This is a genomic window from Micromonospora sp. CNZ309, assembly GCF_002846525.1.
This window is the reverse complement of record NZ_PJNG01000001.1, coordinates 4,106,629-4,128,697: the sequence shown is the minus strand read 5'-3', so window position 1 is coordinate 4,128,697 and position 22,069 is coordinate 4,106,629. Positions and strand designations below refer to the sequence as shown.

Below are 22,069 nucleotides of genomic sequence, written 5' to 3'. Positions count from 1 at the left end.
GCACCCGCCGCCCCGCGAGACTCTGAGATCGCCGGCAGCACGGTGTCCGGAACCGGGCCGCCCGTTCGTCACCCCGGCGACAACCCGACACCGAGGAGCGGCATGAAGTACCTGATGTTCGTCTGCACCGACAGCGAGCCGGACACCGACCGGGCCGAGTGGCCGGACATCGAGGCATGGGTCGAGGAGAACGACACCCGGGGCCGGCGGCTGACGGGCGACGCCCTCGCGGAGACGACGGCGGCCACCACGGTCCGCGTCCGCAACGGGGAGCTACTGGTCACCGACGGTCCGTTCGCCGAGACCAAGGAGGTGATCGTGGGCTTCGACCTGTTGGAGTGCGCCGACCTGGACGAGGCGATCGAGGTGGCGCGCGCCCACCCGATGGCCCGCGAGGGGCGGCTCGAACTGCGTCCGGTCGTCAGCCTGGATGGCTGACGGCCCCGCCGACCCGCTCGCGGTGGCGGCAGCCGTCGCCACCGCGAGCACCGGGTCGTACGCCCGGATCGTCGCCACGCTGATCCGGGTGACCGGCGACTGGACCCTGGCCGAGGACTGCGCCCAGGAGGCGTCGGCGCTCGCGCTGACCCGGTGGCCGGCCGAGGGCGTGCCCGCCAACCCGGGCGGCTGGCTGATGACGGTGGCCCGCAACCGGGCGATCGACGTGCTCCGGCGGGCCTCGGTCGAGCGGCGCAAGCTGCGTGAGCTGGCCGTGCTCACGCTGACCGAAGCGGAACCCGGGGCGGGGGCGGGGGCGGGGGAGATCGTGGACGACCGGTTGCGGCTCGTCTTCACCTGCTGCCACCCCGCCCTGTCGCCGCAGGCGCGGGTCGCCCTGACGCTGCGTACGGTCTGCGGGGTGTCGACCGCCGACATCGCGCGGGCCTTCCTGACCAGCGAGTCGACCATGACCCGCCGGCTCACCCGGGCCAAGGCGAAGATCGCCGCCGCCGGCATCCCGTACCGGGTGCCGACCGGCCCAGCGCTCGCCGAGCGGCTCCCGGGCGTCCTCGCCGTGCTGTACCTGCTCTTCACCCGCGGCTACGACGCCGACGGCGAGCCCGCCTTCGCCGACGAGGCGATCCGGCTGGCCCGGCTGCTCGACCGGCTGATGCCGGCCCAGTCGGAGGTGGCCGCCCTGCTGGCGCTCTTCCTGCTCCAGCACTCACGGCGCGACGCCCGCCGCGACCCCGACGGCAACCTGCTCACCCTCGACCGGCAGGACCGCGCCCGCTGGGACCACGACGCGATCGCCGAGGGCGTCGGCGTGCTCGCGCGGGTCACGACGGACGGCCCGTACGCCCTCCAGGCCCGGATCGCCGCGTGCCACGCCACCGCCGCGTCCGCCGAGGCCACCGACTGGGCGGCGATCGCCGAGGCGTACGACCGGCTCGTCCGGCGGCAGCCGTCGCCGGTGGTGGAGCTGAACCGTGCCGTCGCCCACGGCTACGCCCACGGGCCGGCGGCAGGGCTGGCGCTGCTGGCGGCCGCCCGGACCGGCGGGGCGCTGGACGGCTATCCGCTCGCCGTCGCCGCCGAGGCCGAGCTGACGGCCCGGCAGGGCGACCGGCACCGGGCCGCCGAGCTGTTCCGGCGGGCGGCCGAGGCGCACCGTGGGGCGGAGCGCCGCGCCCTGCTGGACCGGGCCGCCCGGCTCAGCTGATGTGGTGCAGGATCACGTTGTGCACGTGGTGGCTCTTGTCGGCGCCCCGGAACTCCACCTCGTAGGTGTGCGTACCGACGTGGATCGCGATGGCGCCGGTGGAGAAGAACGATCCACCCCACGACTTGTTGCTGACCACGCTGACGCTGGTGACCTTCGAGTACGGGATGCTGGTGATGGCGTACCGCTTGCCGACGAAGGAGCGGTCCTGGATTATGACGCGCCGGTCGGTCAGGCCGATGAAGCCGGTGCCGGTGCCGACGGCGTCGTAGACGGCGATGATCTGTTCTCCGTGGAGCAGGCCGCTCTGGATCTGCTGGAACTGCTCCTTGCGGTCGTACGTCGCGTTCGCCATGCCCCCACGGTAGGTCGGGCCCGCCAGCCGAAGATCACTGCCGCCTGGCGAGGACGAGGAACTCGCCGTCGCCCCGGCCCACCGGCTCCCCGCCCCAGCCGCCGTCGATCCGCTGCACGGCGAACCCGGCCGCCCGCAGCGAGCCGCGCAACTCCTCCTCGGTGCGGAAGCGCAGGGTGGCCGAGCTGAGCAGCTCCTCGCCGTCGCCGAAGCGGTAGTGGTGGGTGAGGTCGACCCGGCCGCCGGCCGCCGAGTGCGCCTGCGTCCACGCCCGGACCACCTCGCCGTCGGGCAGCACGACGCGCCGCCGCGAGTCGACCGGGTTCCAGCGTTCCCACCGTCGGTCCGCCGGGTCGCGCGTGTCGAACGCCAGCAGGCCGCCGGGCACCAGCGTCCGTGCCAGGTCGGCGAGCGTACGCGTCCACTCGTCGTCGGCCACGAGGAACTGCGCGACGTGGCTGGTCAGCACCGCCACGTCGAACATCCGGTCGGCCAGTACGGCCGAGGTGCCCTCGATCCACGTCACCCGCTCGGCGCCCGGCTTGGCGCGGGCGGCGTCCAGCGACGCGCCGGCCGGGTCGACGCCGGTGACGGTGTGGCCGGCCGCGGCCAGGGCGAGGGCGAGCCGCCCGGTCCCGCAGCCCAGGTCGAGGACGCGTACGCCGGGCGTCTGGCCGACGACGGCGAGGAACCAGTCGTCGTCACGCGCCCAGGGACACTCGGCGTCGTAGACCGCGACCAGTCGTGGATGGCGGAACTCCCCGTGCCTCATCGACGCCGATCATGCCAGCCGGGGCGGCGTCCGTCAGGCCGCGTTCGCGTCGGTCGCGGCGCGGACGAACTCGTGGACCCGGGCCGTGGCGTTGCTCTCCCGCCAGACGAGGCCCCGCCGGATCGGTGGCGCGTCGCTGATCGGCACGTACGCCACGTCGGGGCGCGGGTAGTAGCGGCGGGTGTGCTCGCCGACGGGCAGCACGCCGCGCCCCATCGCGACCAGCGTCAGCATCTCCGAGAACGTGTTGCCGGCCGGCCCCTTCGGCACCGGCCGGCCCGATGGGGTCTGCTCGGGGGTGCGGTCGCGCTTGAACTCCGCCGAGGTCACGGCCGGGTACTGCACCACCGGGTGGTCGCCGAGCGTCTCCAGGGAGACGGACTCCTCCCGGGTCAACGGGTGTCCGGCGGCCACCGCGAGCAACCGCCGCTCCTGAAGCAGCGCCGGCCCGCAGGCCATCCCGTCGAAGGGGTACGCGGCCATCAGGACGTCGACGGAGCCGTCGAGCAGGCTCTGCCGGGAGTTGAAGAGCTGCACCTCCCGCACCTCGACCTGGCACTCGGGGTGACGCTGCGAGAAGAGGGCGACGGCCTTGAGCAGCGTCGGCGCGGTCCACTCGCCGAGGAAGGCGACCCGCAGCCGGCCGGTCACGCCCCGCCCGGCCTCGACGGCCCGGCGTACCGCGTCGTCGATGCCGGCCACCAGCGGCGCCAGGTCGGCGGCGAGCTGCCGGCCGATCGGGGTGAGCTGCACGACGCGGCTGGTGCGGGCGAACAGCGGGGCGCCGACGCGGCGTTCCAGCTTCTTCACCACGTGGCTGATCCGCCCGGTGGTCACCCGCAGCCGCGCCGCCGTCCGGCCGAAGTGCAGCTCCTCGGCGAGGGTCAGGAAGGTCTCCAGCTCGTGTCGTTCCAGCACGTCCCGCCCCATCGTTGAATCCGGCTCAACGATGGTAGTGCGATCGGGTCTTGGTCGGCCCCGCCCGCCGGCGGATCGTGAGGGGCATGGAAACCACGACAGTCACCGACTACCTGGCCGCCCTCGACGCCCCGTTGCGGGAGGTCGGCGAGAAGCTCCGCCCCGTCATCGAGGCGGCCCTGCCGGGCGCGACGGGCGCGATGTGGCACGGCCACCCGGTCTGGGGTCTCGGCGACCGCCCGGGCCGGCACCCCGTCTGCCTGGTGAAGGCGTACGCCGCGTACGTCACCTTCGGGCTGTGGCGCGGCGCCGACGTCACCGACCCCTCGGGGCGGCTCGTCCCCGGCGCCCGCCAGATGGCCGCCGTGAAGCTGCGGACGCTCGCCGACGTCGACCCCGCCCTGTTCACCGACTGGCTGCGCCAGGCCCACGCCCTGGAGGCGAGGTGAGCGCGGTGCGGGTCACGGGTTTCGACCACCTCGTGCTCAACGTGACCGACGTCGAGCGCGCGTTGGACTTCTACTGCGGGCAGCTCGGCCTGGCGCCGGTGCGGGTCGACCGTTGGCGGGCCGGCGAGGTCCCGTTCCCCTCGGTACGGGTCGACGCGGGGACCATCATCGACCTCGTGCGCCGCGACCGGCACGGAACCAACGTCGACCATTTCTGCCTGGTGGTGGAGCCGCTGGACTGGGCGCAGGTGGTCGCCTCGGGCGCCTTCGCGGTGGTCGAGGGCCCGGTGGGCCGGTTCGGGGCGCGCGGCGACGCCACCTCGGTGTACGTACGGGACCCGGACGGCAACGTCGTCGAGCTGCGCTGTTACCCGGGGGACGACGCCTGAACGACCGGCGTCGGGGCCGGCCGGCGCGGCTGCCGACGCGGGTCAGGGCTGGGTGACCGCCCGGTAGGCGTCCTCGATGCGGGCGGCCAGGAGGACCTCGCCCTCGGTCAGCGGCGCGTCGCCGTGCCCGACCCGGATCTGGGTCTGGTCGGCCCGGCGGCTGATCTCCGGCCGCTGGTGCAGCGCGTCCGCGACCACCTTCACGCGCTCGGTGAGCGCCGCGTGCTGGGTGTCGTCGAGGGTCAGGGTGCGTCGGATCTGCTCACCCTCACGGATCCAGCCGGTGAGGAGGGTGAGAGCGTCGCTGAGGTAGTCGTGCTTGGATCGACTGCTGAACAGCGCGCGCATCACCGCACCTCCCAGGCGCCGTTGCCGGCTTGTGGCCAAATCGTCGCCGTCCCGTGTCTTGTCGGTGCCTTCTAGTCTGTCCTCGCATGCTGGATGTGTCCACGCCCACACTTCCGGGTTCTCCTGCCCTGACGGTCGGCCACGGTACCCAAACCGCCTATTGATCTGGCACGCTGGACGCCCGTGCGGACCGAACGGGCTAATGGCGGCGGGCAGGCCGAGCGACGGGACCTCAGGGTGATCGTCGGGGCGGCGATCATCAGGGACGGCCGGGTGCTCGCCTGCGCCCGCTCCGCCCCGCCCGAGGTGGCGGGCATGTGGGAGTTCCCCGGCGGGAAGGTCGAGCCCGGCGAGAGCGAGACCGCCGCGCTCGCCCGCGAGTGCGCCGAGGAGTTGGCCGTCCGCGTGGAGATCGGCGACCGGGTGGGCCGCAACGTCCGGATGGCCCACGGCCGTTCGGTGCTCAAGGTGTACGCGGCCCGCCTGCTGCACGGCGACCAGCCCAAGGCCCTGGAGCACTCGGCGCTGCGCTGGCTCTCCGCCGACGAACTGGACAGCGTCACCTGGCTGCCCGCCGACGCGCCCATCGTCGCCGCCCTTCGGCCGATGCTGTCAGGCTGAGCGGAAGCGGACAGCCGGGTCGAAAGGGGACGGGGGCCGGCGGCACAAGCCGCGGCCCCCGTCTTCACCAGACACACTCAGTGCTTGTCCTGCTCCGGGTGGGCGAAGTTCAGGTGCTCCGGGGGCAGCGGGAAGGTCACGTCGTCGCCGAACGGCGACGGTGCCGCCGCCCGGTCGAAGGTGAGCTCCGTCAGCGGCAGCTTGCCGTGGTCGTCGACGGCCGGCGCGGTCGGCCTCGGCACCTCGCGGTCCCAGTTGACGCCGCGCTGCGCCTGCACCTCGGCCCGCGGGTCGTGGGAGCCGCCCGCGTGCGAGTGCACGCCCCCGTGCGCCGCGCTGCCGCGCACCGCACCGCTGACGTGCCCGCTGGTCACGCTGGTCTGAGGCACCTGACCCCTCCGGAAGATCTTGCTACCAAGCCACACAAGGGGATCGTACCTGCGGTCGACGACCCGCTCCTTCATGGGGATGATCCCGTTGTCCGTGATCTTGATGTGCTCGGGGCAGACCTCGGTGCAGCACTTGGTGATGTTGCAGAATCCGAGGCCCTGCTCGGCCTGCGCGTACTCCTTGCGGTCGCTCTTCGCGTCCAGCGGGTGCATGTCCAGCTCGGCGGCCCGGATGAAGTACCGCGGCCCGGAGAAGGCCTGCTTGTTCTCCTCGTGATCGCGGATCACGTGGCAGACGTTCTGGCACAGGAAGCACTCGATGCACTTGCGGAACTCCTGCGAGCGTTCCACGTCGACCTGCTGCATCCGGTAGTCACCGGGCGCCACGTCGGCCGGCGGCGCGAACGCCGGCGTCTCCCGGGCCTTCTCGTAGTTGAACGAGACGTCGGTGACCAGGTCCCGGATCACCGGGAAGGTACGCAGCGGGGTGACCGTGACCGTCTCGTCCTCCGTGAAGGTGGACATCCGGGTCATGCAGCTCAGCCGCGGCTTGCCGTTGATCTCCATCGAGCAGGAGCCGCACTTGCCGGCCTTGCAGTTCCAGCGGCAGGCCAGGTCGGGGGCGTCGGTCGCCTGGAGCCGGTGGATGACGTCGAGGACGACCTCGCCCTCGTTCACCTCCACCATGTAGTCCTGGAGGTCGCCGCCGTTCTCGTCGCCGCGCCAGATGCGGAACTGGCGCTTCGCGCCCGGCTTCCCGGGCCCCTGGGGGTTCTGGTTACCCATGCCTCAGCGCTCCTTCTCGGTCTCGACGTCGGCGACCTGGGCGTCGAACTCGGCGAGTTCCTCGTCCGTGAGGTACTTGGCCAGCTCCGCGCGGTCGAAGAGGCCGATCAGCTCCGGGCGCATCCTCGGCAGCGGCTTGCGCTCCAGGCGTACCGTGTCGCCGTCGAGGGAGCAGACCAGGTTGACCCGACGCCACGCCGGATCCATCGCCGGGTGGTCCTCCCGGGTGTGCCCGCCGCGCGACTCCCGCCGCTCCAGCGCCGCCTTCGCGGTGCACTCCGAGACGACCAGCATGTTGCGCAGGTCGAGCGCGAGGTGCCAGCCCGGGTTGTAGCGCCGGCCGCCGCTCGCGCTGACCTTCGCCACCCGCTCCCGCAGCTCCGCCAGCCGTACCAGCGAGTCCTCCAGCTCGCTCTCCCGGCGGATGATGCCGACGAGATCCCCCATCACCGCCTGGAGGTCCTGCTGGAGGGTGTACGGGTTCTCGCCGGTGTCCCGCTGCAACGGCGCCAGGGCCGTCTCCACCGCGGCCTCCACGGCGGCGACGGCCACCTTCGGGCGCGCGGGGAGGCTGTCGGCGTACGAGGCGGCGTGGCCGCCCGCGCGCTTGCCGAACACCAGCAGGTCGGACAGGGAGTTGCCGCCGAGCCGGTTGGAGCCGTGCATGCCGCCGGACACCTCACCGGCGGCGAAGAGCCCCCGCACGTGGCCGAACGCGGCCCCGCTGTCCGGGTCGACCTCGACGCCGCCCATCACGTAGTGACAGGTGGGCCCGACCTCCATCGGCTCCTTGGTGATGTCGACGTCGGCCAGCTCCTTGAACTGGTGGTACATCGACGGCAGGCGGCGGCGGATCTCCTCCGCCGGCTTGCGGGAGGCGATGTCGAGGTAGACGCCGCCGGCCGGCGTGCCCCGCCCGGCCTTCACCTCGCTGTTGATCGCCCGGGCCACCTCGTCGCGCGGCAGCAGCTCCGGCGGGCGCCGGTTGTTGTCCGGGTCCGTGTACCAGCGGTCCGCCTCCTCCTCGGTCTCCGCGTACTGCTTGCGGAAGACGTCGGGGACGTAGTCGAACATGAACCGCTTGCCGTCGGAGTTCTTCAGCACGCCGCCGTCACCGCGTACCGACTCGGTGACGAGGATGCCCTTCACCGACGGCGGCCAGACCATGCCGGTCGGGTGGAACTGGAGGAACTCCATGTTGATCAGCGTCGCGCCGGCGCGCAGGGCGAGCGCGTGCCCGTCGCCCGTGTACTCCCAGGAGTTCGAGGTGACCTTGTAGGAGCGGCCGACGCCGCCGGTCGCCAGCACCACGGCGGGCGCCTCGAACAGGACGAACTCGCCGGACTCCCGGTAGTAGCCGAACGCGCCCGCGACCCGGTCGCCGTCGAGCAGCAGCTCGGTGATCGTGGTCTCGGCGAAGACCTTGATCCGCGCGTCGTACGAGCCGTGGTCGCGCTTGTCCTCCTGCTGGAGCGACACGATCTTCTGCTGGAGGGTGCGGATCAGCTCCAGGCCGGTCCGGTCGCCGACGTGGGCGAGGCGGGGGTACTCGTGGCCACCGAAGTTGCGCTGCGAGATCTTCCCGTCCTTGGTGCGGTCGAAGAGCGCACCGTACGTCTCCAGCTCCCAGATCCGCTGCGGCGACTCCTTCGCGTGCAGCTCGGCCATCCGGAAGTTGTTGAGGAACTTGCCGCCGCGCATCGTGTCGCGGAAGTGCACCTGCCAGTTGTCCCGGCTGTTCACGTTCCCCATCGCGGCGGCGGCGCCGCCCTCGGCCATCACCGTGTGCGCCTTGCCGAAGAGCGACTTCGAGATGATCGCGGTCTTCTTGCCGGCGAGGCGGGCCTCGATCGCCGCGCGCAGGCCGGCGCCGCCGGCCCCGATCACGACGACGTCGTAGTGGTGTCGTTCGATTCGCGTTGTGTTCGTCATGTCAGGGGGCCCTCTAGTTGATGAACCGCAGGTCGTTGAACCAGCCGGCCGCGACCGCCATGACGTAGAAGTCCGTCAGGGCCAGCGTGCCGAGGGTGATCCAGGCGAGCTGCATGTGCCGGACGTTCAGGACGGAGATGAAGGACCAGGCCCGGTAGCGCACCGGGTGCTTGGAGAAGTGCTTCAGCCGCCCGCCGATGATGTGCCGGCACGAGTGGCAGGAGATCGTGTACGCCCACAGCATCACCACGTTGCCGAGCAGGATGATGTTGCCCAGCCCGAACCCGAAGCCCTCGGGGGAGCGGAAGGCCAGGATCGCGTCCCAGGTGTTGATCAGCGAGATGATCGCGGCGGCGTAGAAGAAGTAGCGGTGCAGGTTCTGCCCGAGCAACGGGAACCGGGTCTCGCCGCTGTAGGACTTGTGCCCGTCGGGGACCGCGCAGGCGGGCGGCGACAGCCAGAACGACCGGTAGTACGCCTTGCGGTAGTAGTAGCAGGTCAGCCGGAACAGCAGCAGGAACGGCAGCGTCAGCGCCGCGTCCGGGATGATCCACCAGCCGGGCAGGAACTGCCCGAAGTGCGAGGCCTCCGGCAGGCACCGGTCGGTCACGCAGGGGGAGTAGAACGGGGTCAGGTAGTGGTAGTCCTCGACCCAGTACCACTTGTGCATGAAGACCCGGACCGTCGCGTACGCCACCCACGCGCTGAGCCCGATCACGGTGATCAGCGGGGCGAGCCACCAGCGGTCGGTTCGCAACGTCTTCGCCGCGATGGCGGCGCGCGCCCGCGCTCCCCGCGGCCTCGTTGCCGTTGATGTCATTAGAGTCGTCTCCCTGACAGGACCCTCACGGGCGGATCAAGTTCCGGTCGGCACGCGGACCGGCGAACCCGCACCCGCTTGCCACGTCATGCGCACACCAACGACCGCGCCGGCGATACGGCGCAGCTAGGTGACACACGTTACGCCGATCTTCGCGAGCCGTCCGCGCAAGGCAGTGTCCCGTGTGTCCCGGCCGGTGGAAAGCCCCGCACGATGATCGATGTCCGGATGTTAAGAACTTCACCCGGCGCCTGTCCGGCGTACCGGAGCGGCTCACCCGAACAGCGTCCAGCGGCGGCGGCCCGTCAGGCGAGCAGGTCCGCCGGCCGGATCGTGGCCCGTACCGGCTCGGTCAGCTCCAGCGTCTCGCCGGCCTTGGTCACCGACCGCTCGACGTAGTGGGCGCCCCGCCGCCGGTAGAGGTGTACGGACAGCGTCTCCTGCTCCACCAGGAGGTACCACTCGATGCCGGCTGCCGCGTAGTAGTGCATCTTGAGCACCTTGTCGGTGGCCGCGTTGCCCGGCGAGATGATCTCGCAGACCAGCTTCACGTCGGCCGCCTCGATCCAGGGGTCGTCGAGGTCGATCGGGCCCGTGACGACGAGGTCGGGAATGGGGATGCGACCCGGCCGGAGCCGGACGTTCACCGCTTCCAGCAGTTCCAGGCCGAGGGCCTTGGCCGCAGGCTCGAGGATGTTGCCCAGCTTGCGTGAGATGCGCTGGTGGCGGGGGGTGGGGGCTGGGGTCACGTGAAGGCTCCCGTCGAAGAGTTCGACGCGCTGCTGCGTCTCGCCGAGGGCGAGGTACTCCTCTTCGTTCCACGGGCCGTCGTGGCCGAACACCGCCGCGGTCATCGTCACCTCCACCTCGTGCCGGGGGCATCCTCGCGGGACCGCCGTGCCCATCGTCGCACCCGCTGTCCGCTCGCGGGAGGTCAACGCCGGTGAATGCCGAGGTGAGGGGGTGCGGGCCCGTTGCAGAGTCGTTACGCTGTGGCCCGCTGACAGCCCCCGGCTATGTAGCTTATTTTCACCCTCAGTGCTTTCCTGTAAGTTCTCTTCGTCACTGAGGGAGGCGGTCGTGGACAGGTCGGAGTCGGCGCCGTCCGGGAAACCGGACCGCCCCAACGTGCCGGAGCAACGCTCCAACGGGGATCCCTACCTGCGGGTGAGCGACCTGCGGGTCCGTTTCGACACCGAGGACGGCGTGGTGCGCGCCGTCGACGGGGTGTCGTTCGAGGTGGCGCGGGGACGCACCCTCGGCATCGTCGGCGAGTCCGGCTCGGGCAAGAGCGTCACCTCGCTGGCCATCCTCGGGCTGCACGGCGCCAAGCGGACCACCATCACCGGGGAGATCTCCGTCGGCGGCCGCCAGCTGGTCGGCCTGCCGGACGAGGAGGTACGCCGGCTGCGCGGCCGGGACATGGCGATGATCTTCCAGGATCCGCTGTCCGCCCTGCACCCCTACTACACGGTGGGCAGGCAGATCGTCGAGGCGTACCGGGTGCACCACCCGAAGGCCGGCAAGCGCGAGGCCCGCCAGCGCGCAGTCGACATGCTGGGCCGGGTCGGCATCCCGCAGCCGGCCCGCCGCTTCGACCAGTACCCGCACGAGTTCTCCGGCGGCATGCGCCAGCGGGCGATGATCGCGATGGCGCTGGTCAACGACCCCGACCTGCTGATCGCCGACGAGCCGACGACCGCCCTGGACGTGACGGTGCAGGCGCAGATCCTCGACCTGCTGGCCGACCTCCAGACCGAGTTCAACTCCGCGATCATCCTGATCACCCACGACCTCGGCGTGGTCAGCCAGGTCGCGGACGAGGTGCTGGTCATGTACGGCGGGCGGGCCGTCGAGCACGGCAGCGTCGAGCAGGTGCTCCGCCGGCCGCAGCACCCGTACACCTGGGGTCTGCTCTCCAGCGTGCCCTCGTTGCACGGCGACGCGGACGCGGACCTGGTGCCCATCCGGGGCAACCCGCCGAGCCTGATCAACCTGCCGTCCGGCTGCGCCTTCCACCCGCGCTGCCGCTACGCCGACCGCAACGGCGACCGTTCCCGCACGGAGGTCCCCGAGCTGCGCCCCGCTGGCGCGCCCGGCCACCTGGTGGCCTGCCACCTCTCCGCCGACGACCGGACGCTGCTGTACGCGGAGGACATCGCCCACGTGGGAGTCGCCCGATGATGGAGACCGAGGAACCGCTGCTGCGCGTACGCGGGCTGGCCAAGCACTTCCCGGTGCGCGACGGCCTGCGGCGCGGCGGGCTGGTCCGGGCCGTGGACGGGCTGGACTTCGACGTGCGCCCGGGCGAGACGCTCGGCCTGGTGGGGGAGTCGGGCTGCGGCAAGACGACCACCGGCCGGATGCTGGTCCGTCTGCTGGAGCCCACGGCGGGCAGCATCGAGTTCGCCGGGCGGGACATCACGCACGCGGGCCGCCGCGAGCTGCGGGCGCTGCGGCAGGACCTCCAGATCATCTTCCAGGACCCGTACGCGTCGCTGAACCCCCGGCACACGGTGGGTCGGATCGTGGCGATGCCGTTGCAGGTCAACGGGATCGACCCGCCGGGCGGGGTCAAGAAGCGGGTCCAGGAGCTACTGGAGCTGGTCGGGCTGAACCCCGAGCACTACAACCGCTACCCGCACGAGTTCTCGGGCGGCCAGCGGCAGCGCATCGGCATCGCCCGCGCGCTCGCCCTGCGACCCAAGCTGATCGTCGCCGACGAGCCGGTCTCCGCCCTGGACGTGTCGATCCAGGCGCAGGTGGTCAACCTGCTGCGCGACCTGCAACGCGATCTGGGCCTGGCGTTCGTCTTCATCGCCCACGACCTGGCCGTGGTCCGGCACTTCTGTCAGCGGGTCGCCGTCATGTACCTCGGCAAGGTCGTCGAGATCGGCGACCGGAGCGACATCTACGAGCGCCCGCAGCATCCGTACACCCGGGCCCTGCTCTCGGCGATCCCCGACGTCACCCAGCTCGGCGCGGCCGGTCGGATCCGGCTCTCCGGGGACGTCCCCACGCCGCTGGACCCGCCGTCGGGCTGCCGCTTCCGCACCCGGTGCTGGAAGGCGCAGGAGCGGTGTGCCACCGAGGAGCCGGCGCTGGTGCCGCGCGGCGGCGACCAGGCCACCGCCTGCCACTTCCCGGAGACGGGGCCGGTCGGCGCCACCACGGGACCGGCCGGTGACGACGCGTGGCCGGCGGACCCCGGGACGGCCGGGGTCGGCACGACCGCCGAGGAGGTGTCGAAGTGAGCCTGTCACCGGCCGAGGGCACGGCGCTGGCCGAGATCGAATCCGGCGGCGACGCCGGCGAGGGGAAGACGCTGGTCGGCCGCTCGCCGGGCCAGCTCGTCCGCAGCCGGCTGCGCAGCGACCGCACCGCCCTGGTGAGCGGCGTGGTGCTGGTCCTCTTCGTGCTGCTGGCGGTGGGCGCGCCCCTGGTCCAGCGGCTCTACGGGGTGACGCCGAACGAGCAGTTCGGCGAGCTGCTGGACAGCACCGGGATGCCGCTGGGATACGTCGGCGGGATCAGCGGCGACCACTGGTTCGGTCTGGAGCCCGGCCTGGGCCGGGACATCTTCATGCGGATGATCTACGGCATCCGCACCTCGCTGCTGATCGCGCTCGGCGCGGCCCTGATCACCACCACGATCGGCGTGGTCCTCGGGATCCTCGCCGGTTACCTCGGCGGGGTGGTGGACGCGGTGATCAGCTGGATCACCGACGTGGCCCTGGCGATGCCGTTCCTTATCTTCGCGCTGGCCGTGGTGCCGACGTTCTCGCTGCGCTTCTACGGGCCGCGCGACGAGGTGCCGACCTGGTTCGCGGTCACCACGCTGATCGTGGTCTTCACCGCGTTCGGCTGGACCAGCACCGCCCGGCTGGTCCGGGGGCAGGTGGTCTCGCTGCGCGAACGCGAGTTCGTGGAGGCGGCCAAGGCCAGCGGCGCAGGGCTGGGGCACATGCTCTTCCGGCAGCTGCTGCCGAACATCTGGGCCCCGATCCTGGTGTCGTTCTCGCTGCTGGTGCCCTCGTACGTGACCAGCGAGGCGGCGCTGTCCTTCCTCGGCGTCGGGCTGCCCGAGTCGGTGCCCAGCTTCGGCCGGATGATCTACCGGAGCATCGACTACCTCCAGACCGACCCGGCCTACGTGTTCTTCCCCGGCATCACGATCTTCGCGCTCGTGCTGGCGTTCAACCTCTTCGGCGACGCGTTGCGTGACGCGCTCGACCCGAAGTCGTCACGGTAAGGGGTACTGCGCATGGTGCGCTTCCTGGTGAAGCGGGTGCTGCTGGCGATCTCGGTGCTGTTCGCGGTGAGTGTGGTCAGCTTCCTGCTGTTCTTCGCGCTGCCCGCCGACCCGGTGACCGGCATGTGCCCGAAGAACTGCAACGCCGAGCGTCTGGAGCGGGTGCGGACGGAGCTGGGGCTCAACGAGCCGAAGGTGCAGCAGTACGCCGACTACATGAAGGGCATCTTCGTCGGCCGCGACCTGGGCAGCGCGCAGGGCGGTGAGTGCGCGGCGCCCTGCCTCGGCTACTCGTACGTCAACAGCGAGGCGGTCACCGACACCTTCGCCCGGGTGCTGCCGGTGACGTTGAGCATCGTCCTGCCCGCGGCGGTGCTGTGGCTCGCCATCGGCGTCGGGCTCGGCATGGTCTCGGCCCTGCGGCGCGGTTCGCTGCTGGACCGGATCTCGATCGGCCTCACCCTGACCTTCGCCTCGCTCCAGCTCTACTTCGTCGGCGCGGTCCTGTTGCTGATCTTCGTCTACACCCTGAAAATCCTGCCCACGCCCCGCTACACGTCGCTGTTCGAGAATCCCGTCGAGTGGGCGCGGGGGCTGGTGCTGGCCTGGGTGACCCTGGCCCTGCTCTTCTCCGCGATCTACGCCCGGCTGTCCCGGGCCCAGATGCTGGAGACGCTCTCCGAGGACTACGTCCGCACGGCCCGGGCCAAGGGCATGCCGAAGCGGCAGGTGTACGGCAAGCACGCGCTGCGTGCCGCCATCACGCCGATCGTCACCATCGCCGGTCTCGACGTCGGCGCGGCGCTCGGCGGCACGGTGATCACGGAGACCACCTTCGGCATCCAGGGGCTGGGGCGTACGGCGGTGGAGGCGGTCCGCCAGGGGGACCTGCCGACCATCATGGCGACCGTGCTGATCGCCGCGCTGTTCGTGGTCGTCGCCAACATGCTCGTCGACCTGCTCTACGCGTTCATCGACCCCCGGGTGCGCCTCGGCTGACCCGCGGGGCCTCGGGGCCGATCGTTGTAGCCCCGTTACCTGCTCGAAATTTACCGTCATTGAAGGCTGAGCGAAGCTTTCCTTCATCGGCGATCCGGAGGAGTGAGTATGCGAGCAAGACGCGTCACCGCCCTGGGCGGTGCGATCGCACTGATGGTTTCCCTCGGTGCGTGCAGCGAGAACACCGGTGACGACACCGGCGGGGTGGACACCGCCAAGCCGCGCACCGGCGCCATCGCGACCGACCCCAAGGACTCCCTCGGCCCGGCGCCGGAGGTGCCCGGCGCGGCCAAGGGCGGCACGTTCTACATCCTGCGGGAGAACAAGATCTCCCACATGGACCCGCAGCGGATCTACTCGTTCGCCGGGCTGATGGGAAGCCAGCTCTACGCCCGCTTCCTCACCACCTTCAAGGACGACGGCAAGGGCAACGTCACCCTGGTCGGCGACCTCGCCGAGACCCCCGGCACCAACGTCAACAACGACTGCAAGGTCTGGGAGTTCAAGGTCAAGCAGGGGGTGAAGTTCGAGGACGGTCGCCCGATCACCAGCAAGGAGATCGCGTACGGCATCGCCCGGTCCTTCGACCCGGACCTCACGGGCGGCCCGACCTACCTCCAGGAGTGGCTGGTCGACAGCCCGCAGTACGACACCAAGTGGGACTTCAAGGCCAACAAGACCTCGCTGCCGCCCGGGCTGACCACGCCGGACGAGCGGACCCTGCGCTTCGAGTTCAACAAGCCCCGCTGTGACCTGCCGTTCGCCGTCTCGCTGCCGGCCACCGCGCCGCTGCCGGCCGACAAGGACACGGGCGTCAACCTGGACAACCAGCCGTTCTCGTCGGGCCCGTACAAGTTCACCAAGCACACCCCGGGCGTCGAGATCGTGCTCGAGCGCAACGAGCACTGGGACCCGGCCACCGACGCCGTGCGCCACCAGTACCCGGACAAGTTCGTCTGGTCGCTGGGCGCGGACCAGGCCGCCCAGACCAACCGGGTGCTCGCCGGCACCGGCAACGACGCCGCGGCGGTCGCCACCGGCGGTGTCCCCTCGGAGCTGATCGCCAAGGTCACCGGCGACCCCAAGCTCAAGGAGCGGATGATCGTCGCCGCCACGCCGAACGCGTACCGGCTGAGCATCAACACCGCCCGGGTCACCGACCTGTCGGTGCGGCAGGCGATCAACCACGCGATCGACCGCACCAGCATCACCAAGAACCTCGGCGGCCCCTACGGCGCCGTGCCGATGACCACGCTGCTGCCGCCCACCACCCTGGGCTACAAGCAGTTCGACGCGTACCCGGCCGGCGACAGCGGCAACCCGGAGAAGGCCAAGGAGCTGCTCGCCGGCAAGACGCAGAACCTGGTGCTGCTCACCTCCGACGTGACCAGCTCCCAGGAGCGGGCCACGCAGATCAAGAACGCCCTGGAGAAGGCCGGCTTCACCGTCACGATCAAGACGATCCCCGAGGACGGCTACCTCGACACGGTGAAGAAGAAGGACAACCCGTACGACATCTGGGTCGACTCGTGGGCGGCCGACTGGCCCAGCGGCGCGTCGATCCTGCCGGTGCTCTTCGACGGCCGTGGCATCAAGGCCGAGGGCAACAGCAACACCTCGCAGCTCAACAACGAGGCGCTCAACGCGGAGTTCGACCGGATCCTCGCGCTCGACCCGGCCAAGCAGGCCGACGAGTGGAGCAAGATCGACGAGCGGCTCATGAAGGAGACGGCGCCGGCGGTGCCGCTCTACACCGAGGTGGTCTCCGTCGCACACGGCGAGAAGGCCGGCGGCGTCTTCGTCGGCAGCATCTTCGGCTGGCCGAGCTTCGTGGACGCGTACGTCAAGCAGTGACACCGCCCGTGACACGGTGACGCCCGCGCGGTGACACCGCACGGACCGACCCCCGGTCGACAACGTCGTCGGCCGGGGGTCGCCGTGTCCGTGGGCCGCCCACCCGCGACCTGCCCGGCGGCGCCACCGCCCGGCCTGCGGCGGCGGGCGCGGCTAGAGGTGGCGGCGGACGAAGTCGAGCTCGAGCCTGAGCAGGCGTTCGGCGATGCCGCCGGCGGCCATGTGGGTGGCCCCGGTCAGCGGTAGCACCGAGTGCGGCCGGCCGGTCGCCAGCAGCGCGGCGGACAGCCGCAGCGTGTGCGCGGCCACCACGTTGTCGTCCACCAGGCCGTGCACCAGCAGCAGCGGCCGGGCCGCCTCCCCGGCCGGCACGGGCTCGCCGGCCAGCTCCACCAGCGAGTGGTGCGCGTAGATGTCCGTGCCGTCGTCCGGCAGGCCCAGGTAGCGCTCCGTGTAGGCGGTGTCGTACAGCGCCCAGTCGGTGACCGGCGCCCCGACGATGCCGCACCGGAACAGCTCCGGGTGCCGCAGCACGGCCAGGCCGGCCAGCCAACCGCCGAACGACCAGCCGCGCACCGCCACCCGCTCCAGGTCGAGGTCGGGGTGCTTGCCGGCCAACGCGGTGAGCGCGTCCACCTGGTCGAGCAGCACCACGTCCGCCACCCGGCGGTGGATCGCCTTCTCGAAGGAGGGGGCCACACCCGGCGTACCGCGGTTGTCGATGGTGACCACCGCGAAGCCGGCGTCGGCCCACCACTGCCGCTCCAGCCACGCCCCACGGGCGGCCAGCACCTCCTGGTGCCCCGGCCCGCCGTAGACGTCCAGCAGCACCGGCAGCCGCCGGCCGGTGACGTAGTTGTCCGGGTAGAGCACGGCCGTCGGCAGCCGCCGGTCGGTGACCCGCTCCAGCAGCGGCAGCGGCGCGTACGGCGGGGTGGCGGCGAGCGAGCGCAGCACGGCCACCTCCTGCCCGCCGCGCCGCACCGTCCACCGGGTGCCCGCGTGGTCGAGCGAGGCGCTGCCCACCACCAGCACGTCCCCGCCCACGGCGGCGGTGTGCCAGCCCGGGTCGGTGGTGATCCGACGGGCGTCCACGCCGCCGCCGATGGTGGTGCGTACCCGGAACAGGTGCCGCTCGCTCGGCTCGCCGTCGCTGGCCTCCACCAGCAGGTCGGCCGGGCCGGTGCCGCCCGGCAGCCGCCCGACCACCCGCCGCACGTAGAGCGACGGCGGGGTGAGCAGCGTCCCGTCGGCGAAGAGGCAGCGGGCGTCGTACCCGTCGTGGGCCAGCTCGCCGCCGACCAGCACCCGGCCGTCCGGCAGGTGCGCCGGGGTGCCGGGGATCGGCTCCACCCAGCGCGGGTCGGCCAGCTCGGCGTGCACCTGGGTCTCGCCGGTGCGCGGGTCGATCGCCAGCACCAGGCCGTGCTGCTGGGAACGGCGCAGCACGGTGATCAGCGGCCCGCCCTCGGCCCAGTGCACGGCCGTCAGGTACGGGTAGGTCTCCCGGTCCCAGTGCACGTCGACCCAGCCGTCGTCGAGGTCCAGCAGGTGCAGGCTGACCTCGGCGTTAGCGCTGCCCGCCCGGGGGTACGCGACCGTCGTCGGCGGGCTCGCCGGATCGGCCGGGTCGTGCAGGTGCCAGCGTTCGACCCGGGACTCGTCCACCCGGGCGGCCAGCACCGACCGGCCGTCCGGCGCCCACCAGTAGCCGCGGAAGCGGTGGAACTCCTCGGCCGCGATGTGCTCGGCCAGCCCCCAGGTCACCCCGGAGTCCTCGCCGGCCAGCAGGGTGTCCGTGCCGTCGTGCTCGACCACCCGCAGCTGCCCCCGGCGGATCCCCTCGGCGGCGTCGGTGACGTACGCCAGGCGCTGCCCGGTGGGGTCGGGCCGGGGGTCGAGCACCGGACCGACGGTGGCGACCTCGACCACGTCACCGTGCACCAGGTCGGCCCGGAACAGCCGCCCGGCCAGCGCGAAGGCCGCCACCCGCCCGGCGCCGTCGAGGGCGTACGAGCCGATGCCGGAGGCGCTCAGCCGCAGCCGCTCGCGCAGCGCTCGCTCGCCCGGGCTCAGCGCGGCGGGATCGGCGTCGGCCCCGAGCAGCGTCGCCGGGTCGGCGACCAGCCGCTCCTCGCCGGTCGCCACGTCGAGCAGCCAGAGGGCGTCGGCCGGGTCCTCCGGGCCGGCCGAGCGCAGGAAGACCACCCGGGAGCCGTCATCGGCCACGGTCACCGCCCGCGGCGCTCCGCGGCTGAACCGGCGGGTGCGGGCGGCCAGCTCCGGAAAGTCCACAGCCCAGATCGTAGAGCGGTGACCGGGGGTGATGTGGCCGACCTGCGCGGACGCGTCAGGGTCGGCGGAGGAGAACCGCCGGATAGAGTGACCGGCGTGACGACGCTGCCTGACCGCCGCCTCCTGCTGGTCCACGCGCACCCCGACGACGAGTCCATCGGCACCGGCTCGACGATGGCGCACTACGCCGCCGCCGGCGCCCACGTCACCCTGGTGACCTGCACCCTCGGCGAGGAGGGTGAGATCCACGTACCGGCGCTGTCCCAGCTCGCCGCAGCCGAGGCCGACCAGCTCGGCGGCTGGCGGATCGCGGAGCTGAACGCCGCCTGCGCCGCGCTCGGCGTCACCGACCACCGCTTCCTCGGCGGCGCCGGCCGCTACCGCGACTCCGGCATGATGGGCCTCGCCACCAACGAGCACCCCCGGGCCTTCTGGCAGGCCGACCTCGACGAGGCCGCCGGGCACCTGGTGGAGATCATGCGGGAGGTACGCCCGCAGGTCATGGTCACCTACGACGACAACGGCTTCTACGGCCACCCGGACCACATCCAGGCGCACCGGGTCGCGATGCGCGCGTACGAGCTGGCCGGCGCGGAGGGCTTCGCCCCGGCGAAGGTCTACTGGACCGCGATGCCGCTCAGCGTGCTGGAGGCCGGTCTGACCCACTTCGCCGAGGCGGCCGACAACCCCTTCGCCGGCATCCAGGACATCTCCGAGCTGCCCTTCGGCACCCCGGACGCGCAGATCGCCGCCCGGATCGACGCCACCGAGCAGCACGCCGCCAAGGAGGCGGCGATGCGCGCGCACGCCACCCAGATCCCCGACGCCTCGTGGCTCTACTCGATCGCCGGCAACTTCGGCAGCGAGTTCATGGGCGTGGAGTACTACACCCTCGCGGTGGGGGAGAAGGGGCCGGGCAGCGGCCCGTACGGCTGGGAGGACGACCTCTTCGCCGGGCTCGACGTCGCCGACGGCCCGGACCGGTCCCCGGTCGCGGCGGCCGGCCTCCGGTGACCCTGCCCGTCGCGTCGATGTCGGCCGCCCCGGAGGAGACCGCCGCGCCGCCGCCCGGGCGGTCCCGGCGGCTGCTCGACCTCGCCCTGCGGGTGGCGGGCGGGCTGATCGCCGTCCTCGGCGGGACGCTCACCGCGGTGCTGGAGCTGCTGCTGGCCACGCTCCGGGTCGGCGGCCAACTGATCGGCGTCTCGGTGCTGGTCGCCATCGGCGCGAACATCGCGCTGAGCTGGTTCGCGTACGAGGCCGTCGGCCGCCGGTGGGCGGTGGCGCTGCCCGCGACCCCCTGGTTCGTCCTGATGGCGGTGGCGGCGGTGCGTACCGCCGAGGGGGACCTGCTGGTCTCCGGCGACAACTGGGTCGGCCTGGCGATGATCGTGGCCGGCGCGATGACCTTCGCGGTGATGGGTTTCCGGCAGATCCTGGCGCCGCCACCGGTCCCTTCGGGGGACTGACGCCGCACAGGTTCCGGTGGTAGACATTCCTGCCAGGAGGCCCGCCGCCGGGGCGGGCGGTACGGCGGGAGGCGTGCGATGAGTGAGCGGTGGCGCGGGACGGCGGTTCTCGCGGTCGCGCTGTTCGCGGTCAACGTGGTCGCCCGGCTGGTCACCCGGTTCGGCTTCGACGGCGACGACACCGCCGCCGACCGGGTGTCGCTGGGGATGTTCATGGTGATCGGGCTGGTCCTGGCCGCGGTCGCCTTCGTCTGGGGCAGGCGTCGGCCGGTGGCCGCCTGGGGTGCGGACCTGGCCGCCGCGGTCGGGGTCGCGCTGCTGCTGACGGTGCTGGTGGGGCCGCTGCTGGTCGGTGACAACCCGTTCGGCGGGGGCGCCGGCACCTTCTTCGCCCAGATCTGGCTCTACCTCGCGGCGGCCGGCGTGGGCGTGCTGCTCGGCTACCTGCTGCTCACGGCGCTCGGCCTCGACCACCGTTCCCAGTCCCTCAAGCGCTACGCCGAACTCCGGGCCACCAAGCCCCGCCGCGTGGTCCGCCGCTGACCACCTGACGGCCTGGCCCTCCGGCCCACCCTGCCCCGCGCCGCGCCCCGTCCCCTCCGGCTGCCAGGTCGATCATGAGGTTAGCGTCCTGGAATGCGCTTTCCGGCGGCGACAACTTCATGATCGACGGCGTCAGAGGGGGGCCGGAGGGCGCGGGGCGGCGCGAGGAGGAGGGGCGGGGGCCCGGGCGGGTCAGGAGGGTGGGGTGCGGGTCAGGTAGGTGTGGTGGGTGGTGAAGCCGAGGGAGCGGTAGAGGGCCACGGCCGGGGTGTTGCGCTGCTCGACCTGGAGGAAGGCGCGCGAGGCGCCGGCCGTGGCGCCCCAGTCGACGAGGGCGCGGATGATCCGCCCCGCCAGGCCCTGCCGCCTCGCCTCGGGCAGCACCTCGATCAGGCTGAGCCCGAGCCAGCGTCCCGGCCCGGTGACCGTGCCCCGGCCGATGGCGAGCAGCGCGCCGTCGGCGTACACGTGGGCGAAGCGGACCTGGTCCACGGCGGTGAGCACGTGCCGGGCGGCGTCCGGGAGCCCGCCCTTGCGGCCGGCGGCGACGGTGAGCCAGTCGTCCGACGGCGCGGTGGCCAGCGCGACCGGCGGCGCCCCGGCGTGCTCCGGCGCGGCCGGCGGCAGCCCGGCCAGCGGCACGGTCTGCACCAGTACGGGCGGCCGGCCGACCCAGCCACGGGCGTCCAGCTCCGCGCCGACCGGCGCGGCGAGCGGCAGCGGGGTGTTGACCATCGGCGGCTGCCCGAGGTCGGCGTACCAGCGCTCCACCGCGTCCAGCGCGGCGGGCAGGGGCCGGTCCGGGTCGCCCACGGGCAGCGCCGAGTTGGCCCGGCCGGTCCAGCCGCCGGCGGCGCGCAGCCGCCAGTCGCCGAGCCGACCCCGTACGGCGGCGGGCCAGGCCTCGTCGGCGGCCAGTTCCAGCTCGACCACCGCCGCGGCGGTGGGCCGGCGGGCCGGCGGCACCCGCTTGGCCCGGTGCACCTCGGCCACCGGGACCCGCAGCCGGCCCTGCGCGGTGGCGAGCGTGAGGTGGGTCTCACTCAGCTCGACAAGCTCGCCGAGGGCGTCCGAAAAGAGCGGCCGGCCCTCGCGGATGCCCACGATCCGGCGAACCACGATCCGGTGTCCCACATCCTGCTGTCGGAGCACGATCGACCCCCTCCCCGGCGAGATACTAGGCTCTTACCGTCGCGGGTGATCGCGGCGTGTCTT

Annotated in this window: 23 protein-coding genes; 13 read left to right on the top strand and 10 right to left on the bottom strand. The window is 72.3% G+C overall.

Annotated elements, in window-relative coordinates; translation table 11 throughout:
- The first annotated feature begins 102 nt into the window (after positions 1 to 102).
- Entirely contained in the window at positions 103 to 438 is a 336-nt protein-coding gene (locus CLT72_RS17060) for a YciI family protein (protein WP_101412682.1), read from the top strand.
- Positions 431 to 1,663: an RNA polymerase sigma factor gene (locus CLT72_RS17055; RefSeq protein WP_101412681.1), complete on the top strand. Its 1,233-nt coding sequence runs from the start codon at positions 431 to 433 to the stop codon at positions 1,661 to 1,663. The genes CLT72_RS17060 and CLT72_RS17055 overlap by 8 nt, the downstream gene beginning before the upstream one ends.
- Here CLT72_RS17055 and CLT72_RS17050 read toward each other — a convergent pair.
- The 3 genes from CLT72_RS17050 to CLT72_RS17040 are packed head-to-tail and all read right to left on the bottom strand — an operon-like array spanning position 1,656 to position 3,708.
- Positions 1,656 to 2,018 (bottom strand): PH domain-containing protein, encoded by a 363-nt coding sequence (locus CLT72_RS17050; RefSeq protein WP_101412680.1) that lies wholly within the window; start codon positions 2,016 to 2,018, stop codon positions 1,656 to 1,658. The two genes, CLT72_RS17055 and CLT72_RS17050, sit on opposite strands and share 8 nt — an antisense overlap.
- Before the next feature lie 34 nt (positions 2,019 to 2,052).
- Positions 2,053 to 2,790, bottom strand: coding sequence for a class I SAM-dependent methyltransferase (locus tag CLT72_RS17045; RefSeq protein ID WP_101412679.1), 738 nt, complete (start codon positions 2,788 to 2,790; stop codon positions 2,053 to 2,055).
- Positions 2,791 to 2,823: 33 nt separating this feature from the next.
- The gene (locus CLT72_RS17040) at positions 2,824 to 3,708 is read right to left on the bottom strand and encodes a LysR family transcriptional regulator (RefSeq protein ID WP_101415232.1); all 885 of its coding nucleotides are present in this window, start codon (positions 3,706 to 3,708) and stop codon (positions 2,824 to 2,826) included.
- An 86-nt stretch (positions 3,709 to 3,794) separates the two neighbouring features.
- Between CLT72_RS17040 and CLT72_RS17035 the strand changes: the two genes are divergently transcribed.
- Together CLT72_RS17035 and CLT72_RS17030 are read left to right on the top strand one after the other, a co-directional pair.
- Positions 3,795 to 4,157, top strand: a complete 363-nt coding sequence (locus CLT72_RS17035) for a DUF1801 domain-containing protein (RefSeq protein ID WP_101412678.1) — start codon at positions 3,795 to 3,797, stop codon at positions 4,155 to 4,157.
- A 5-nt stretch (positions 4,158 to 4,162) separates the two neighbouring features.
- The gene (locus CLT72_RS17030) at positions 4,163 to 4,546 is read left to right on the top strand and encodes a VOC family protein (protein ID WP_101415231.1); all 384 of its coding nucleotides are present in this window, start codon (positions 4,163 to 4,165) and stop codon (positions 4,544 to 4,546) included.
- Between the two features lie 42 nt (positions 4,547 to 4,588).
- Here the strand turns inward: CLT72_RS17030 and CLT72_RS17025 are convergent, their stop codons facing one another.
- A complete protein-coding gene (locus CLT72_RS17025; protein ID WP_101412677.1) occupies positions 4,589 to 4,894 on the bottom strand; it encodes a 4a-hydroxytetrahydrobiopterin dehydratase in 306 nt (101 codons plus the stop codon).
- A gap of 183 nt (positions 4,895 to 5,077) precedes the next feature.
- Here CLT72_RS17025 and CLT72_RS17020 point away from each other — a divergent pair, with 183 nt between their 5' ends.
- The gene (locus CLT72_RS17020; RefSeq protein ID WP_101412676.1) at positions 5,078 to 5,515 is read left to right on the top strand and encodes a (deoxy)nucleoside triphosphate pyrophosphohydrolase; all 438 of its coding nucleotides are present in this window, start codon (positions 5,078 to 5,080) and stop codon (positions 5,513 to 5,515) included.
- A 77-nt stretch (positions 5,516 to 5,592) separates the two neighbouring features.
- Here CLT72_RS17020 and CLT72_RS17015 read toward each other — a convergent pair whose 3' ends face one another.
- From CLT72_RS17015 to CLT72_RS17000, 4 genes are all read right to left on the bottom strand, one after another.
- Complete coding sequence (locus CLT72_RS17015; RefSeq protein WP_101412675.1) at positions 5,593 to 6,690, bottom strand: succinate dehydrogenase/fumarate reductase iron-sulfur subunit; 1,098 nt, start codon at positions 6,688 to 6,690, stop codon at positions 5,593 to 5,595.
- A 3-nt stretch (positions 6,691 to 6,693) separates the two neighbouring features.
- Complete coding sequence (locus tag CLT72_RS17010) at positions 6,694 to 8,622, bottom strand: fumarate reductase/succinate dehydrogenase flavoprotein subunit (protein ID WP_101412674.1); 1,929 nt, start codon at positions 8,620 to 8,622, stop codon at positions 6,694 to 6,696.
- Positions 8,623 to 8,635: 13 nt separating this feature from the next.
- The gene (locus tag CLT72_RS17005; RefSeq protein ID WP_101412673.1) at positions 8,636 to 9,442 is read right to left on the bottom strand and encodes a hypothetical protein; all 807 of its coding nucleotides are present in this window, start codon (positions 9,440 to 9,442) and stop codon (positions 8,636 to 8,638) included.
- Between the two features lie 305 nt (positions 9,443 to 9,747).
- Entirely contained in the window at positions 9,748 to 10,296 is a 549-nt protein-coding gene (locus CLT72_RS17000; protein WP_101415230.1) for a Uma2 family endonuclease, read from the bottom strand.
- 274 nt (positions 10,297 to 10,570) lie between these two features.
- On the opposite strand from CLT72_RS17000, the gene CLT72_RS16995 reads away from it, so the two are divergent.
- The 5 genes from CLT72_RS16995 to CLT72_RS16975 all read left to right on the top strand — a co-directional run bounded on the left by CLT72_RS16995 (position 10,571) and on the right by CLT72_RS16975 (position 16,547).
- Positions 10,571 to 11,626 carry an ABC transporter ATP-binding protein gene (locus tag CLT72_RS16995; protein WP_486484382.1) on the top strand — a complete coding sequence of 352 codons (1,056 nt, stop codon included), beginning with the start codon at positions 10,571 to 10,573 and terminating at the stop codon, positions 11,624 to 11,626.
- The gene (locus CLT72_RS16990; RefSeq protein ID WP_374208870.1) at positions 11,623 to 12,696 is read left to right on the top strand and encodes an ABC transporter ATP-binding protein; all 1,074 of its coding nucleotides are present in this window, start codon (positions 11,623 to 11,625) and stop codon (positions 12,694 to 12,696) included. The genes CLT72_RS16995 and CLT72_RS16990 overlap by 4 nt, the downstream gene beginning before the upstream one ends.
- Positions 12,693 to 13,694, top strand: coding sequence for an ABC transporter permease (locus tag CLT72_RS16985; RefSeq protein ID WP_101412671.1), 1,002 nt, complete (start codon positions 12,693 to 12,695; stop codon positions 13,692 to 13,694). The genes CLT72_RS16990 and CLT72_RS16985 overlap by 4 nt, the downstream gene beginning before the upstream one ends.
- 12 nt (positions 13,695 to 13,706) lie before the next feature.
- Positions 13,707 to 14,693 (top strand): ABC transporter permease, encoded by a 987-nt coding sequence (locus CLT72_RS16980; RefSeq protein ID WP_101412670.1) that lies wholly within the window; start codon positions 13,707 to 13,709, stop codon positions 14,691 to 14,693.
- A 108-nt stretch (positions 14,694 to 14,801) separates the two neighbouring features.
- Positions 14,802 to 16,547, top strand: coding sequence for an ABC transporter substrate-binding protein (locus tag CLT72_RS16975; RefSeq protein WP_101412669.1), 1,746 nt, complete (start codon positions 14,802 to 14,804; stop codon positions 16,545 to 16,547).
- A gap of 153 nt (positions 16,548 to 16,700) precedes the next feature.
- On the opposite strand, the gene CLT72_RS16970 is transcribed toward CLT72_RS16975, so the two are convergent.
- The gene (locus CLT72_RS16970) at positions 16,701 to 18,842 is read right to left on the bottom strand and encodes a S9 family peptidase (protein ID WP_101412668.1); all 2,142 of its coding nucleotides are present in this window, start codon (positions 18,840 to 18,842) and stop codon (positions 16,701 to 16,703) included.
- 87 nt (positions 18,843 to 18,929) lie between these two features.
- On the opposite strand from CLT72_RS16970, the gene mshB reads away from it, so the two are divergent.
- From mshB to CLT72_RS16955, 3 genes are all read left to right on the top strand, one after another.
- Positions 18,930 to 19,856: an N-acetyl-1-D-myo-inositol-2-amino-2-deoxy-alpha-D-glucopyranoside deacetylase gene (gene mshB, locus CLT72_RS16965; protein ID WP_101412667.1), complete on the top strand. Its 927-nt coding sequence runs from the start codon at positions 18,930 to 18,932 to the stop codon at positions 19,854 to 19,856.
- A gap of 17 nt (positions 19,857 to 19,873) precedes the next feature.
- Positions 19,874 to 20,311, top strand: coding sequence for a hypothetical protein (locus CLT72_RS16960; RefSeq protein ID WP_101415229.1), 438 nt, complete (start codon positions 19,874 to 19,876; stop codon positions 20,309 to 20,311).
- A 78-nt stretch (positions 20,312 to 20,389) separates the two neighbouring features.
- Positions 20,390 to 20,854, top strand: coding sequence for a hypothetical protein (locus tag CLT72_RS16955; protein ID WP_101412666.1), 465 nt, complete (start codon positions 20,390 to 20,392; stop codon positions 20,852 to 20,854).
- Positions 20,855 to 21,046: 192 nt separating this feature from the next.
- Here the strand turns inward: CLT72_RS16955 and CLT72_RS16950 are convergent, their stop codons facing one another.
- Positions 21,047 to 22,006 carry a GNAT family N-acetyltransferase gene (locus tag CLT72_RS16950; protein WP_101412665.1) on the bottom strand — a complete coding sequence of 320 codons (960 nt, stop codon included), beginning with the start codon at positions 22,004 to 22,006 and terminating at the stop codon, positions 21,047 to 21,049.
- Positions 22,007 to 22,069: the final 63 nt, after the last annotated feature.